The sequence below is a fragment of the Rhizobacter terrae genome (assembly GCF_003852895.1).
Classification (GTDB): Bacteria; Pseudomonadota; Gammaproteobacteria; order Burkholderiales; family Burkholderiaceae_C; genus Albitalea; species Albitalea terrae.
The window spans coordinates 764,285-779,582 of sequence record NZ_QUSW01000001.1 but is presented as its reverse complement, the minus strand read 5'-3'; the positions used below and the strand labels follow the sequence as shown (position 1 = coordinate 779,582).

Genomic DNA, 15,298 nt, shown 5'->3' with positions numbered 1-15,298 from the left:
TGGTCAGTGAACTTTACTGATGACGATTTTTAGATAACGATTTCTGAAGTGTTGCGGCGCAACACGACCGTGCAGAAACCACGATTACCTCATGGATGCCGGGCCAGCGTTCCCCTGGGCAAGTCCTGATAGGCTGGCGAAAGAACGTACAGGAACAGACAAATCTGTATCGTTCGCATCGGTTTCGGTCCCTAAAGTTCGCAGCATCCCCACCGGCACATCCATGCAGGTGCAGGATGACAAGACCTCAAGTCCGCACAGGAGACATCGATGAAACTGAAAGCCACCCTCGCGCTCGCTGCATCCCTGGCGCTGGCCGGCGCAGCGCAAGCCACGGAGCTGGTGATCGCCACCGTCAACAACGGCCACATGATCGAGATGCAGAAGCTGAGCAAGCATTTCGAGAGCGCCCATCCCGACATCAAGCTGAAGTGGGTCACGCTGGAAGAAGGCGTGCTGCGCCAGCGCGTCACGACCGACATCGCCACCAAGGGCGGTCAGTTCGACGTCATGACCATCGGCATGTACGAAACGCCCATCTGGGGCAAGAAGGGCTGGCTGCAGGAACTCAAGCCCGACGCAGCCTACGACGTGGACGACCTGCTGCCTGCCATGCGCCAGGGCCTGTCGGTGGACAACAAGCTGTTCGCCGCGCCCTTCTACGGCGAAAGCTCCATGCTCATGTACCGCAAGGACCTCGCCGACAAGGTGGGCGTGACCATGCCCGACCAGCCCACCTGGGCGCAGGTGAAGGACTTCGCCGCCAAGGTGCATGACCCGAAGAACGGCACCTACGGCATCTGCCTGCGCGGCAAGCCGGGCTGGGGCGACAACATGGCCTTCATCACGACGGTGGTGAATGCCTACGGCGGCCAGTGGTTCGACACCAGCTGGAAGCCGCAGCTGCAGAGCAAGCCCTGGAATGACGCGATCACCTTCTACGTCGACCTGCTGAAGAACTACGGCCCGCCGGGATCGTCGGCCAACAGCTTCAATGAAATCCTGGCGCTGTTCAACGCCGGCAAGTGCGCGATGTGGGTGGACGCGACCATCGCCGCCTCGTTCGTGTCGGACCCCAAGCAGAGCAAGGTGGCCGACAAGGTGGCCTTCGCGCAGGCACCGACGGCAGTGACGGCCAAGGGCGCGAACTGGCTGTGGGCCTGGGCGCTGGCCATTCCCGCGGGCAGCAAGAACGCGGACTCGGCGCAGAAGTTCATCTCGTGGGCGACGTCCAAGGACTACATCAAGCTCGTCGCCAAGGAGAAGGGCTGGGCCAGCGTTCCGACCGGCACGCGCAAGTCGACCTACGCCACGCCTGAATTCCTGAAGGCAGCGCGCTTCGCCGAGGCCGAGAAGAAGGCCATCGACAGCGCGAACCCGAACGACAGCACGTTGCCCAAGAGCCCGTATGTCGGCGTGCAGTTCGCCGCCATTCCGGAGTTCCAATCCATCGGCATCGCCGTGGGCCAGCAGATGAGCTCGGCACTGGCCGGCAAGACCAGCGTGGCCGACGCGCTGGCCGCCAGCCAGACGGCCGCCGACCGCGAGATGCGCAAGGCGGGCTACTACAAGTAAGCCACCGGGCCTGAGGACCATCGCCGGCCTGCACGCCGGCGATGGTTCGTCACCCCCTCGGTACGAAGAACATCGTTCTTCAGGGTATCCCCGAGACTCCAATGCAACAAAGTACAGATGCCATCATGGCCGGTACAGACCTGCTCGCCTCCAAAGCCGATGCTCTCGGCATGGAGACGAGCACCACCGACGACGACGCGGTGAAACCGCCGCACCGCTGGCTGCGCACCTTCCTGCTCGCACCCGCCGTGGGCACGCTCTTCCTGTGGATGATCGTGCCGCTGGTGATGAGCCTGTATTTCTCGGTCGTCCGCTACAACCTCATGCAGCCCGGCCCCACCGAGTTCGTGGGCCTGGCCAACTTCAGCTACTTCTTCACCGACCCCGACTTCGGTCCGGCCATCGTCAACACGCTGGTGCTGCTGGGCTCGGTCATCGCGATCACGGTGGTGGCGGGCGTGCTGCTCGGCCTGCTGGTGAATGAACCGTTCCCCGGCCGCGGCATCGTGCGCGTGCTGCTGATCTCGCCCTTCTTCGTCATGCCCACGGCCAATGCGCTGCTGTGGAAGCACATGATGATGAACCCCATCTACGGCGTGCTCGCACAGGTCAATGGCTTCTTCGGCCTGGCGCCGGTGGACTGGCTCACCGACCACCCGCTGCTGTCGGTGATCGTCATCGTGTCGTGGCAGTGGCTACCTTTCGCCTGCCTGATCTTCATGACCTCGCTGCAGTCGCTGGACCGCGAGCAGATGGAGGCCGCGCGCATGGACGGCGCCAACGCCTTGCAGCGCTTCTGGTTCCTCACGCTGCCGCACCTGGCGCGGCCCATCGCGGTGGTCATCATGATCGAGATGATCTTCCTGATGAGCGTGTTTGCCGAGATCTTCACGACCACCGGCGGCGGCCCGGGCAACGAGAGCACCAACGTCGCCTTCCTCATCTTCAAGCAGGCGCTCATGAACTTCGACGTGGGCGTGGCTTCCGCCGGCGCGCTGTTCGCGGTGGTGCTGGCCAACATCGCAGCGGTGTTCCTCATCCGCCTCATCGGAAAGAACCTCGACAAATGACACGCGACGGCAACTCCGGCTCCATGGCCGCGCTGGCGGTGCGCACGGTGGCGGCGTGGACGGTCACGCTCATCTTCGTGTTCCCGCTGCTGTGGCTGTTCCTCACTGCCTTCAAGACCGAGCTGCAGGCCATCGCGGTGCCGCCCGAGCTGTTCTTCAAGCCCACGCTGGAGAACTTCGCCGAGGTGCAGGAGCGCAGCGACTACCTGCTGTATGCGCGCAACTCCATCATCACGAGCGTGGGCTCCACGCTGCTGGGCCTGCTCATCGCTGCACCGGCGGCGTACTCGATGGCCTTCTTCCGCACGCGCCGTACCCGCGACCTGCTGATGTGGATGCTGTCCACCAAGATGATGCCGGCCGTGGGCGCTCTGGTGCCCATCTACGTGATCGCGCAGACCTCGGGCTTCCTCGACTCGCTCACCGGGCTGACCATCGTGTTCACGATGTCCAACCTGCCCATCATGGTGTGGATGCTGTACTCGTACTTCAAGGACATCCCGCCCGAGATCCTCGAAGCCTCGCGCATGGACGGCGCCTCGGTGTGGAGCGAATTCCGCCACGTCATCCTGCCGCTGGGCATGGGCGGCTTCGCATCCACGGGGCTGCTGTGCCTGGTGCTGAGCTGGAACGAGGCCTTCTGGTCGCTCAACCTCAGCTCGGCCAAGGCCGGCACGCTGGCCACGCTCATCGCTTCGTATTCGAGTCCCGAGGGCCTGTTCTGGGCCAAGTTGTCGGCAGCGTCGCTGCTGGCCATCGGGCCCATCGTCGTCTTCGGCTGGTTCAGCCAGAAGCAGCTCGTGCAGGGGCTGACCTTCGGCGCCGTCAAGTAATCAGGAAGTCCTGCCATGTCATTCCTCCAACTCAAGCGCGTCGAGAAGCACTTCGGCAACACGCGCGCCATCAAGGGCGTGGACCTGTCCATCGAGAAGGGCGAGTTCATCGTGTTCGTGGGGCCGTCGGGCTGCGGCAAGTCGACGCTGCTGCGCCTCATCGCCGGCCTGGAGACCATCGACGGCGGCTCGCTGTCGCTGGACGGCCGCGACATCACGCACCTGCCTTCTTCAAAGCGCGACCTCGCGATGGTGTTCCAGTCCTACGCGCTGTACCCGCACATGAGCGTGGCGGACAACATGTCCTTCGCGCTGCGGCTGGCCAACGTGGACAAGGCCGTCATCCGCGAGAAGGTGCAGCGTGCGGCGGAGATCCTCAACCTCGTGCCCTACCTGGCGCGCACGCCGCGTGAACTCTCGGGTGGGCAGAGGCAGCGCGTCGCCATCGGCCGCGCGATCGTGCGTGCACCCAAGGTGTTCCTGTTCGACGAGCCGCTGTCCAACCTCGACGCCGCGCTGCGCGGCCAGACGCGCGTGGAGATTGCCCGCCTGCACCGCGACCTCGGCGCCACCACCATCTACGTGACGCACGACCAGGTCGAGGCCATGACGCTGGCCGACCGCGTGGTGGTGCTGCGCGACGGCGCCATCGAGCAGGTGGGCACGCCGCTGGAGCTGTACGACAAGCCGGCCAACCGCTTCGTCGCGCAGTTCATCGGCACGCCGCAGATGAACATCGTCGAGGCATCGGCGGTGCCGCAACTGGAGAGCGTGCTGGGCCTGAAGGTCCCGGCCGGCGGCTTCGTGGGCATGCGGCCGGAGAGCGTGTCGCTCACGCCGCGCGGATCGGGCCAGGTGGGCGGCCATGTCGACCTCGTCGAGTCGCTGGGGGCGGAGACGCTGATCCACGTCAGCACCGACCAGGGTGCGCAGTTCATCTCGCGCCAGTCCACCCGCAGCGCACTGTCCGCAGGAGATTCCGTGGGGCTGGCCTTCGACCCTGGAAGCGCCCACATCTTCGACGCCAACGGCCGCGTCACCCACAGCCCGGCGGCCGCGGTCGCCCATTGATTCCGGAACACCAGAAGCCAAGAGCCGTATTGCAATGCAGTTGACCATTCTTCATCTCGGCCTGGGGTCCTTCCACCGCGCGCACCAGGCGGTGTATGTGCATCGCCTGATCGAGTCGGGCGACCATTCCTGGGTGCTCGCCGGCGGGAACATCCGCCCCGACGCCGCGGCCACCATGGACGCCCTCACGCGCCAGGGCGGTGCCTACACGCTCGAGACGGTGACGCCGGCCGGCGTGCGCGCCTATGAGCGCATCGAGGCCATCCGCACCGTGGTGCCATGGGATGCATCGCTGTCGGGCCTCATCGACATCGGCGCGCGCGCCGACACCCGCGTCGTGTCCTTCACCGTGACCGAGGCGGGCTACTACTTCAACCTGCAAGGCCAGCTGGACCTCGGCTTCGACGACCTCGCGCAGGACGTGCGGCGTGCCCGCTCGCATGAGCCGGGCGTGACCATCTACGGCGCGCTCACCGCCATCCTGCGCGAGCGCATGCGCCGCAGCGGCGGGCCGGTGACGCTCCTGAACTGCGACAACCTGCGCCACAACGGCGACCGCACGCGCGACGGCCTCACGCAGTTCCTGAAGCTCGTGGGCGACGAGGCACTGCTGGACTGGGTGAACCGCCACACGAGCTGCCCCAACAGCATGGTCGACCGCATCACGCCGCGCCCGACGCCCGAGGTGGCGCAGCGCGTGCAGGCCGCCACCGGCCGCGAGGACGCCGCGCCGGTGATGGCCGAGAGCTTCATCCAGTGGGTCATCGAGGACAAGTTCATCGCCGGCCGTCCGCAGTGGGAATCGGTGGGCGTGGAGATGGTGGCCTCGGTGGACCCGTACGAGGAAGCCAAGATCCGGCTGCTGAACGCGACGCACAGCGCCATCGCCTGGTTCGGCACGCTCAAGGGCTACGAGTTCATCCATGAAGGCACGCACGATGCGCAGGTGCGGCAGGTGGCCTACGACTACGTCACCGACGACGTGATTCCGGTGCTGCTGCCCAGCCCCATCGACCTGGCCGCCTACCGCGACACCGTGCTGGACCGATTCGGCAACCCCGCCATCCTCGACACCAACCAGCGCGTGGCGATGGATGGCTTCTCGAAGATCCCGGGCTTCATCGTGCCGACCTTCCGCGATCGCCTCAAGCGCGGCCTGGGCGTGTCCAGCGTGGCCATGCTGCCGGCGCTGTTCCTGGCCTTCCTGCAGCGCTGGCACCGCGGCCAGGTGCCCTACGACTACCAGGACCAGGCCATGAACCCCGCGGCGGCCCACGCCATCTGCGATGCCGCCGACCCGGTGGCCGCCCTGTGCGCGGACGCGGCGCTGTGGGGCGAACTTGCAGGCGATGAACGTGTCGTGACATCCGTCCGCCAGGCCTCGCAAAAGCTGAGTACGATGCTGTGACCTCCAAGGAGTGGTTCGATGCGATCCAGACCCCGGCAGCTTCCTCGACAGATCAAGCCCGTTCTCGAACTGGAACTCTCACGCAGTCCGTCGCTGGGCTACGAGCCGGCTGACGAGACCGGCATCATCCGCTGCCTCAAGCACGGCTTTCCCACGCCGTTGGCGCGCTGGCACTACCACGACGAGTACGAGCTGCACCTCATCGTGGCCACCTCGGGCAAGGCTTTCGTGGGCGATTGGATCGGCCAGTTCCAGCCGGGGCACCTGGTGCTCACCGGCCCGCGTCTGCCGCACAACTGGGTGTCCATGGATTTGCCGGAGCAGGGCGTGGCCACGCGCGACATGGTCATCCAGTTCCCGCATGAGCCCATTGCGCGCATGGCCGACGTGGTGCCCGAACTCGCCGCGGTGATGCCCATGCTCGAACGCGCCAAGCACGGCATCGAGTTCTTCGGCATGGCCGAGCAGGCGAGAGACCATTGGGAGCAGGTCAAGCAGACGCGAGGCGCCCACCGTTTCGCGGCCTTCTGCAGCTTCATGGCCGACCTGGCGAGCAGCACCGACTACCGGCTGCTGTCGAGCATGCAACTGCAGGGCGTGGACGACGACCGCTCGCTCGCGCAGATCGATGCGGTGGTCAGCCGCATCACCGAGAACCTGTCGGAGCCCTTGTCGGCCGCGGAGGTCGCGGCCGAGTTCGGCATGACCGAAAGCCGCTTCAGCCGCTTCTTCCGCCGCGCCACCGGCAACACCTTCACCGACTTCGTCAACCGCGTGCGCATCAGCCGCGCCTGCCAGCTGCTGCTGGAGTCCGACAGCCTCATCACCGACATCTGCTTCATGGTGGGCTTCAACAACGTGGCGAACTTCAACCGGCGGTTCCTGGACATCAAGGGCATGACGCCGCGGGACTACCGAAGGCAGGGCGAGATCCGCTTCGGGACCCGGCATTGAGGCCGGTCAGAGCAGGGACACGCCCTCCAGCGTGAGCAGCGATGTCTCGCGCATGAGCTGCACGAACTCCTTCACGTAGGCGCGTTCGTTGAGACGCTCCGGTACCGCGGCGTACAGGCGACCCGTCAACCCCTTCGCGCCGATGCGAGCGCTCGCGACGTAGCCCCGGTCCAGGTAGCCCTTCACCGCCCACAGCGGCAGCGCAGCAATGCCACGACCGCTGGCGACGAGCTGCAGGATGGCCACGGTCAACTCGGTCGTGCGCCGCGCGGGCGACACGCCGGCGGGAATCAGCACGCGCCGCACCAGGTCCAGCATGTCGTCGGGCACCGGGTAGGTGATGAGTGTCTGGTTGGCGAAGTCCTTCGGCCGCAGGTGGGTCTTCGCCAGCAGCGCATGGCCTTGCGGCAGCAGCGCGACGATCTCGAAGCTGAACAGCGGGTGGTAGGCCACGCCTTTCTCGTCGGTGTCGTTGAGCTCGGACACGATGGCGATCTCGGCGCGGTCCTGGTGCAGCAGGCCCACCGGGTCGGCATGGAAGCCGGACACGATGTCCAATTCCACCTCGGGCCAGCGGGTGCGGAAGGCGTCCATCACCGGCATGAGCCAGTCGAAGCAGGTGTGGCATTCCACGGCGATGCGCATGGCGCCGCTCGCGCCCGACACCAGCTTGGCCACGTCGCGTTCCGCTTCGTCCACCGAAGGCAGCACCGCATCGGCCAGTGCCAGCAGCCGCCGGCCCGTGGCGGTGAAGCTCACCGGGTTGGACTTGCGCTCGAAGACGCTGGTGGCGTAGTGGTCTTCGATCAGGCGCAGCTGGTGTGACAACGCCGACTGCGTGACGTTCAGCAGTTGCGAGGCACGCGAGAGGTTGCCTGCCTCGCGCAGCGCCACGAGCGTGCGCAGGTGCCGAAGTTCAAGAATTGATTGCATGAGACGAATTCATGATGGTGCGAAAAAACTTTCGCTTGAATCATAGAGGCGGGCGGCCGAACATGCCAGACCGATTCAACTGCTGTCGTCACGAACATGATTTCCGCCCACGTCCTTGGCTTTCCGCGCATTGGTGAACACCGCGAGCTGAAGTTCGCCCTGGAGCGCCATTGGCGCGGCGAGATCGATGCCGACCAGCTCGAAGCCGCGGGGCGTGAATTGCGTGCCCGCCACTGGCAACTGCAGCGCGATGCCGGCCTGGACTTCGTGACGGTGGGCGACTTCGCCTTCTACGACCAGGTCGCCAACCACATCCAGCTGCTGGGCTGCGAGCCGGCGCGCTTCGGCTTCGTCGAGCACGAGAGCGAGCTGGCGCGCTACTTCACCATGGCCCGCGGCGTGGCCGCCGAGAAGGAAGCGCAGGCCGAATGCGCCTGCGGCCATTCGCACGGCGAGGCCCGCCACGCGCTGGAAATGACGAAATGGTTCGACACCAACTACCACTACCTGGTGCCGGAGTTCGACAGCCACACGCAGTTCAAGCTGTCGTCACGCCGCCTCTTCGGCGAGGTGGAGGAGGCGCTCAAGCTTGGCCACCGCGTGAAGCCTGTGCTGCTCGGGCCCCTGAGCTTCCTGTGGCTGGGCAAGGAGAAAGCGGCAGGGTTCGATCGCCTGAGCCTGCTGCCGCAGTTGCTGAAGGCGTACGCGGAGATCCTCCAGCGCCTGGGCACGGCCGGCATCCAGTGGGTGCAGATCGACGAGCCCATCCTCGGCGTGGACTTGCCTGCCGCCTGGCGCGATGCCTTCGCGCCGGCCTACGAGGCGCTGAGGCGCGCCGACGTGTCGGTGCTGCTGGCCACCTACTTCGCGCCTCTGCGCGACAACCTCGCGCTGGCCTGTTCGCTGCCGGTCGCTGGTCTGCATGTGGATGCCGTGCGCGCTCTCGATGAACTCGAAACCGTGACGCGCCAGCTACCGCTGGAGCGCGAGCTGTCGGTGGGCATCGTGGATGGCCGCAACATCTGGCGCGGCGACCTCGACCTCGCGCTCGATCGGCTGCGCACGACGCTGGCGCACCGCAACGGCCGTCTGTGGGTGGCCGCTTCCTGCTCGCTGCTGCACGTGCCCACCACCCTGCGCGAGGACAAGGCGCTGGACGCCGAGCTGCAAAGCTGGCTGGCGGGCGCCAAGGAGAAGCTCGACGAGATCCGCGTGCTCAAGCAGGCCCTGGTGGATGGTCCGACCGCCGTGCGTGCTGAACTCTTCGCCGCACGGTCAGCGCAGGCCGCCCGCCGCAGCAGCCCGCGGGTGAAGAACCCGGCCGTGGCCGAACGCGCGGCGACGCTTGCTGCCGACGTGGACCAGCGCCACGCGGCATTCACCCGGCGCCAGGCCATCCAGCAGCAGCGCTTCAAGCTGCCGGCCTTCCCGACCACCACCATCGGCTCCTTCCCGCAGACCGCCGAGATCCGCGCGGCGCGGGCGGCCTTGCGCCGCGGCGAGTTGGCCGAGGGGGACTACGTCGAGGCGATGCACCGCGAGATCGCCCATGCGGTGAAGGTGCAGGAGTCGCTGGACATCGACGTGCTCGTGCACGGCGAGGCCGAGCGCAACGACATGGTGGAGTATTTCGGCGAGCAACTGGAGGGCTTCGCCTTCACCGCCAACGGCTGGGTGCAGTCCTACGGCTCACGCTGCGTGAAGCCGCCTGTGCTGTTCGGTGACGTGTCGCGCCCCAAGGCCATGACGGTGGACTGGACGGTCTACGCGCAGAGCCTGACGAAGCGGCCGATGAAGGGCATGCTCACCGGGCCGATCACCATCTTGCAGTGGTCCTTCGTGCGCGACGACCAGCCGCGCTCGGCCACTGCCTTGCAGATCGCGCTGGCCATCCGCGATGAGGTGTGCGACCTGGAGCGCGCGGGCATCGGCATCATCCAGATCGACGAGCCGGCCATCCGCGAAGGCCTGCCGCTTCGCCGCGCCGACCGTGCCGCCTACCTCGCCTGGGCGACGCACGCCTTCCGCGTGAGCGCCAGCGGCGTGCACGACGAGACGCAGATCCACACCCACATGTGCTACTCGGAGTTCAACGACATCCTGGCCGAGATCGCGGCGATGGATGCGGACGTCATCACCATCGAGACCAGCCGCTCCGACATGGAACTGCTCGCGGGATTCGGCAGCTTCCGCTACCCCAACGAGATCGGGCCGGGCGTGTATGACATCCACTCGCCGCGCGTGCCCGAGGTCGACGAGATGGTGCGCCTGATGCGCAAGGCCGCCGAGGTCGTGCCGGCTCGCAACCTGTGGGTGAACCCGGACTGCGGGCTGAAGACCCGCGGCTGGCCGGAGACCGAGGCCGCGCTGCGCAACATGGTTCAGGCGGCCAAGCAGATGCGGCAAGCCGGCTGAGCCAGCGCGTTCAGGGCGTGACGGTCAGGCTCACGGGATAGGGCATGAGCGTGACGCTTCCGTTCGCGGCGACGTTCGTCATGTAGACGATGGCGTCATAGCGGCCAGGGGCCAGGCAACCGCCGGTGCCGCTCAGCGGGCAGGCGTGCGCCGCCAGCGACAGGGTGTCGAAGTCTTGCGCATCCATGGTCGAACTGGCGACCAGCCACTCGAAGCCACCGGCGTTGGCATTGCCCGACGCGCCGGGCGGCAGGTACTCGATGTGGTCGACCAGGTTGATGGGGTGGACGCCGCTGGCTTCCAGGACGCGGACAGTCGCGACGTCCACGCGGCTGGACACGGGCATGGTGAAGGTCGAACTGGCCGGCTGTGCCACGGCCCCGCTACCGGTGGCGGTGATGGTGTAGTTGATCGGCGTCGTCTGCTGCAGCAGGACTTGCCGGCCTGTGGAAGTCACCGCCGTCGCGGTCAGGGCCAGGAACGGCTGGAACTTTCCGACGCGCGTGAGACCGGCCTTGAGCGTGACCGCAGGCGACGGCGCATTCGTCGTCTCGAGCGTGACGGCGTCCGTCGTCGGGAAGCCCAGCGACTGCGAATTCCAGATGTGCGCTTCCCAGGACTGCGTGCCAGGCGGCAGGGTGACGCCCACAGTCGTCTGGGTCGTGCCGCCGAAGGCTGCCTGCATGTCGATCGACTCGCCGGCAGACACCTTCAGCCCCGGGAGCACCGTGATGTCGTAGGGCACGGAGATCGGCGTGTTGCCCAGTGGCGTGGTGCACGCCGCGTCCAGGCACAGGAAGATTCGCAAGGCGCCCTTGAGGTGTCCCACCGTCGCGTTGAAGTTCCAGGGTTCGATGACCAGCGTGTTCCCCGAGGCGCCTCCGGAAAGGATCACGTAGGCCTGGGCCACGAGATGGTCCGGATCCTCGACGTTGACGAAGATCGTCTTGCCGTTGAGCTGGGACAGGTCGCCGGTCAGGTCGGCGACGACCTGGAACTTGGGAATGCCATCGTAGCCCTCGAAGACCTCGTGCTTGACTGCCGGCACCTGCACGTTGGTGACCGAGACCGAGTGGGCGGTCGGAAGCGAACCGTCGGAGCCGCCGCCACCACCGCCGCAGCCGGCAACCAAGAAGACGGCCGCGGCCTGGGCGGCTGCGCAACGCAGCCTTGCGATGAATGTCATGGAATCCCCCTCGGTCCTGGAGCCGTGCTTGTCCGCACGAGCGTGCGGTGCCGGGGATTCTGGATGAGTAACCTCGATGTAACTGACGAGACGGAGACCCCCATTCGGGGGGCAGCGCTCGTTCAGCCGCGCCCGATGTAGGGCATCTTCGTCGCCATGATCGTCATGAACTGCACGTTCGCTTCCAGCGGCAGCGACGCCATCTGCACGATCGCATCGGCCACGTGGCGCACATCCATGCGCGGCTCGACCATCATGTCGCCGCGCGGCTGCAGGATGCCCTGCGCCATGCGTTCGGTCATGTCGGTGGCGGCGTTGCCGATGTCGATCTGCCCGCAGGCGATGTCGTAGGCGCGGCCGTCCAGCGAGGTGGCTTTGGTGAGGCCGGTGATGGCGTGCTTGGTGGCGGTGTAGGGCGCGGTGAAGGGCCGCGGCGCATGCGCGGAGATGGACCCGTTGTTGATGATGCGACCGCCGCGCGGCGTCTGCGCTTTCATCAGCCGGAAGGCCTCCTGAGTGCACAGGAAGGCGCCGGTGAGGTTGATGTCCACCGTGTTCTTCCACTGCTCGACCGTGAGGTCTTCCAGCGGCACGGGCGGCGTGCCGGTGCCGGCGTTGTTGAACAGCAGGTCCAGCCGGCCGAAGGTGTCGCGGGTCTTGTCGAACAAGGCCTTCACCGAGGCCGGGTCGCGCACGTCGGTGGAAACGGCCAGGGTGCGAGAGCCGGCATCGCCAGCTTCCTGCACCGAGGCGAGCAGGGCGTCTTCGCGCCGACCCGCCAGGGCCACCTGCCAGCCGGCTTGCAGCAAGGCGATGGCGGTGGCGCGGCCGATGCCGCTGCCGGCGCCCGTGACGATGGCGACCTTGTTCATGTCGGCTCCTGTGGCGGCAGATCGAGCGGCAGGTCCCGCGTGTCGGCCGGCTCGAAACAATCGGCGAAGGTGAAGAAGAGCGACGCGTAGAAGGCGGCCGAAAGCATCAGGCCGCCGAGGACCATCGCGGCCAGCGCCATCTGCGGCAGCCCCATCAGCGTGAAGACGGTCAGCGAGACGAAGGCCATCGCCATCACCACGCCGAACCACGCAAGGGAAAACAAGGCCAGCGCGCCCTTGTTGCGCCAGCAGGCCACGGTGCTGAAGAACACCGCCTTGGCTGCCCCCATGCCGCCCCAGTGGATGAGGGGCGGCGCGTACCAGAAAGGCACGGAGGCCAGGCCCAGGCCGCCCATGATGACGAGGTACCAGTACTGCACCCGCGGGTCGGCCATCAGCGCGGCCACTTCCTCGGGGGACTTGTTGGCGATCAGCGCTTCTCGCAGGTTGGCCAGCGAGTCGCCGGCAGCGGCGCCAGCGGCCAGGTACACGACCACGGCGCAGGCCGCGTAGGCCAGGCCCAGGCGGACGTGCGCCCAGGTCCGCGCCTTGTCGACCTGCAGCGGCTGCACGTACACCGCCGGCGTGGGCACGCGGCCCAGCAGCGTGTGCTGCGTGGCCAGCATGAAGGCGATGGTGGCCAGCGGCGCGATGGCCAGCACCACCGACGGCGCCACCAGCATGAAGATGAGCAGCAGCATGGTGAAGGACATGGGCCGCTTGAAGAACACCTTCAGGCCATGGCGCACCCAGAGCAGGCCTTGCTGCGGCGGAACCAGCTTGAGTTTCATGCGCGTGCGTAGTGCCAGGGCGTGTCCACGCGCTCGCGCAGGACACGCTCGAAGTGCGTGGGGTCGTGTGGCTTGAGCATGCTGGCGTCGCGCGGCAGGTGGAAGTCCCACAGCCGCGAGATCCAGAAGCGCAGGGCGCCGGCGCGCAGCATGGCCGGCAGCAGGCGCAGCTCGGCGCCGCCCAGCGGGCGCACCGCATCGTAGGCGGCCACGAAGGCATGGGCCCGCTCGTCTTCGAGCCGGCCCGATTCGAGGTCGATGCACCAGTCGTTCAGGCACACCGCGATGTCGAAGAGCAGGGTGTCCATGCCGGCGAAATAGAAATCGAAGAAGCCGGTGAGCTCGTCGTCCTCGAACATGACGTTGTCGCGGAAGAGGTCGGCGTGGATGGGGCCGCGCGGCAGCGACAGGTATTGCGCCGAGGCCGCCACGTGCTGCTGGAAAACCAGCTCCGCGCTGATGAGTTCGGCTTGCGCGGCATCCAGGTGGGGCAGCACCACCGGCACCGTCTCTTCCCACCAGGGCAGGCCGCGCAGGTTGGGCTGGTGCATGGCGAAATCCTGTCCCGCGATGTGCATTCGGGCGAGCATGTCACCCACGCTCGCGCAGTGGGCCACGTCAGGCGCCATGTGGTGCTTGCCGCGCAGCCGGTCGACCACCGCGGCGGGCTTGCCCTGCACGGTGTGCAGGATGCTGCCTGTCTCGTCGGCTTTCGGGTCGGGCACCGCGATGCCCTTGCGGGCCAGGTGCTTCATCAGGTGCAGGTAGAAGGGCAACTGCTCGAAGGTCAGCCGTTCGAACACCGTGAGCACATAGCGGCCCTCGGTGGTGTCGGCGAAGTAGTTGGTGTTCTCGATGCCGGCGGTGATGCCGGTGAGGGTGGTCAGCTCGCCGATGCGAAGCCGGGACACGAGCGATGCGGCCTCGCCGAACGAGACCTCGGTGAAGACGGCCATGAGGACTGGAAAAGTTCTAGAAAGACATGACGTGCCAGACGCGCTTGCCGGCGGCGCCCCGCTGCGAGCTTGCACTGTCGGACATGTCGCGACCCTGGTCGGCCGGAAGAATCTCGTAGCTCTTCAGTCCCTTGGGGGTGACCGTGATGCGCTGCGTTTGGCCGCGTACCTTCAGTTCTTCGATGCGGGTGGCATCGTCTTCGATCACCGTGCGCTGCACCTTCGGCTCGCCATCCTTCGCCGGCCGGTCGGCCTCGGCTTCGGCCGCACGGACGGTGCCGGCGGACAGCGTCAGGGCGAGGAAGGCGCCGGCAGCGGCGGCAAGGTGACGGGCGAGGGTGCTCATGCAGGTCATTTTAGGCCCGCAAGCCCCCGCGCGCCGTAGGACGAAAGGACGAGGCGCCCGCCGCATCTGCCGACGGCGCCCGTTGTGGAAGCCAAGGAGGAGCCAAGGACTGCCGGGGCGACGCCGCAGAGGACCGGAAACTGCCGCAAGGTGGACACGAACGGCCCCACGACGGGCGCCCCAGGGAAATTGGGTGTGAAACGTGGAGAGAGGGGTGCTCGAAAACGCCCTGCCTTTAACCGGTGGACACGGGACCAGCAGGTTTGCGGCGGGCGAGGGGAGTCCGAGGGGTAAACCAGCCGCAGCGCGTCTTCGAGCAGGTGTAACCGTATCAAGAGGGCGCACTGCGTCACAACTGTCAGCCTTTACAGGTTGACGGGGTGGCGCGAAGGTTTACGGTTGTACACAATGGCTGGGACTGCCTCGGGAGTACCCTGGGACGGTCGTTGCCAGCCGGCGTTCAAAGGCCGGCAAACAGGGAAAAGAGAATTACAGATGCTTCGAATACTCGTGATCGAGGATTCGCCGGTGAACATGGCGCTCACCGTGGCGATCCTCGAAAGTGCAGGCCATTCCATTCTCCAGGCCGACCATGCGGCCGAGGGCATCGAAATCGCGCGGCGAGAGCAGCCGGACCTGGTCCTCATGGACATCCAGCTGCCCGACATCGACGGACTGGCCGCCACCCGGCGGCTGAAGGCCGACCCGCGCACCGCCCAGCTCCCGGTCATCGCGCTCACCGCCTTTGCCATGAAGGGCGACGAAGACGAGACGCGCAAGGCCGGCTGTGACGGCTACGTGACCAAGCCCATCCGCTACAAGGAATTCCTGGCGGAGGTGAATGCCGTGATGAAACGGCGCGCCGAGGCGGCACAACGCTGAGGGCCG

14 protein-coding genes are annotated in these 15,298 nt (G+C 66.7%); 8 read left to right on the top strand and 6 right to left on the bottom strand.

The genetic code is table 11. The features are described from left to right. Nucleotides 1–270: 270 nt before the first annotated feature. From DZC73_RS03570 to DZC73_RS03545, 6 genes are all read left to right on the top strand, one after another. Nucleotides 271–1,575: an ABC transporter substrate-binding protein gene (locus DZC73_RS03570; protein ID WP_124538805.1), complete on the top strand. Its 1,305-nt coding sequence runs from the start codon at nucleotides 271–273 to the stop codon at nucleotides 1,573–1,575. Nucleotides 1,576–1,745: 170 nt separating this feature from the next. Next, the gene (locus tag DZC73_RS03565) at nucleotides 1,746–2,645 is read left to right on the top strand and encodes a carbohydrate ABC transporter permease (protein ID WP_124539488.1); all 900 of its coding nucleotides are present in this window, start codon (nucleotides 1,746–1,748) and stop codon (nucleotides 2,643–2,645) included. After that, nucleotides 2,642–3,478, top strand: coding sequence for a carbohydrate ABC transporter permease (locus DZC73_RS03560; RefSeq protein ID WP_198414769.1), 837 nt, complete (start codon nucleotides 2,642–2,644; stop codon nucleotides 3,476–3,478). The genes DZC73_RS03565 and DZC73_RS03560 overlap by 4 nt, the downstream gene beginning before the upstream one ends. Before the next feature lie 15 nt (nucleotides 3,479–3,493). Further along, the gene (locus DZC73_RS03555) at nucleotides 3,494–4,549 is read left to right on the top strand and encodes an ABC transporter ATP-binding protein (RefSeq protein ID WP_124538804.1); all 1,056 of its coding nucleotides are present in this window, start codon (nucleotides 3,494–3,496) and stop codon (nucleotides 4,547–4,549) included. Nucleotides 4,550–4,583: 34 nt separating this feature from the next. Then, nucleotides 4,584–5,957: a D-arabinitol 4-dehydrogenase gene (dalD, locus tag DZC73_RS03550; RefSeq protein ID WP_198414768.1), complete on the top strand. Its 1,374-nt coding sequence runs from the start codon at nucleotides 4,584–4,586 to the stop codon at nucleotides 5,955–5,957. Nucleotides 5,958–5,975: 18 nt separating this feature from the next. After that, nucleotides 5,976–6,911, top strand: coding sequence for an AraC family transcriptional regulator (locus DZC73_RS03545; protein WP_124538803.1), 936 nt, complete (start codon nucleotides 5,976–5,978; stop codon nucleotides 6,909–6,911). Between the two features lie 6 nt (nucleotides 6,912–6,917). On the opposite strand, the gene DZC73_RS03540 is transcribed toward DZC73_RS03545, so the two are convergent. Next, nucleotides 6,918–7,844: a LysR family transcriptional regulator gene (locus DZC73_RS03540; RefSeq protein WP_124538802.1), complete on the bottom strand. Its 927-nt coding sequence runs from the start codon at nucleotides 7,842–7,844 to the stop codon at nucleotides 6,918–6,920. Between the two features lie 96 nt (nucleotides 7,845–7,940). Between DZC73_RS03540 and metE the strand changes: the two genes are divergently transcribed. Then, on the top strand, nucleotides 7,941–10,259 hold the full coding sequence (gene metE, locus DZC73_RS03535; RefSeq protein ID WP_124538801.1) for a 5-methyltetrahydropteroyltriglutamate--homocysteine S-methyltransferase: 2,319 nt from the start codon (nucleotides 7,941–7,943) through the stop codon (nucleotides 10,257–10,259). Nucleotides 10,260–10,269: 10 nt separating this feature from the next. Here metE and DZC73_RS03530 read toward each other — a convergent pair whose 3' ends face one another. From DZC73_RS03530 to DZC73_RS03510, 5 genes are all read right to left on the bottom strand, one after another. After that, nucleotides 10,270–11,445: a hypothetical protein gene (locus tag DZC73_RS03530; RefSeq protein WP_124538800.1), complete on the bottom strand. Its 1,176-nt coding sequence runs from the start codon at nucleotides 11,443–11,445 to the stop codon at nucleotides 10,270–10,272. Between the two features lie 122 nt (nucleotides 11,446–11,567). Further along, on the bottom strand, nucleotides 11,568–12,317 hold the full coding sequence (locus tag DZC73_RS03525; protein WP_124538799.1) for an SDR family oxidoreductase: 750 nt from the start codon (nucleotides 12,315–12,317) through the stop codon (nucleotides 11,568–11,570). After that, complete coding sequence (locus DZC73_RS03520) at nucleotides 12,314–13,108, bottom strand: BPSS1780 family membrane protein (RefSeq protein WP_124538798.1); 795 nt, start codon at nucleotides 13,106–13,108, stop codon at nucleotides 12,314–12,316. The genes DZC73_RS03525 and DZC73_RS03520 overlap by 4 nt, the downstream gene beginning before the upstream one ends. Then, nucleotides 13,105–14,064, bottom strand: coding sequence for a homoserine kinase (locus DZC73_RS03515; RefSeq protein ID WP_124538797.1), 960 nt, complete (start codon nucleotides 14,062–14,064; stop codon nucleotides 13,105–13,107). Before DZC73_RS03515 ends, DZC73_RS03520 begins: the two co-directional genes overlap by 4 nt. Nucleotides 14,065–14,080: 16 nt before the next feature. Then, nucleotides 14,081–14,410: a hypothetical protein gene (locus DZC73_RS03510; RefSeq protein ID WP_124538796.1), complete on the bottom strand. Its 330-nt coding sequence runs from the start codon at nucleotides 14,408–14,410 to the stop codon at nucleotides 14,081–14,083. 495 nt (nucleotides 14,411–14,905) lie between these two features. Between DZC73_RS03510 and DZC73_RS03505 the strand changes: the two genes are divergently transcribed. After that, entirely contained in the window at nucleotides 14,906–15,292 is a 387-nt protein-coding gene (locus tag DZC73_RS03505) for a response regulator (RefSeq protein WP_124538795.1), read from the top strand. Nucleotides 15,293–15,298: the final 6 nt, after the last annotated feature.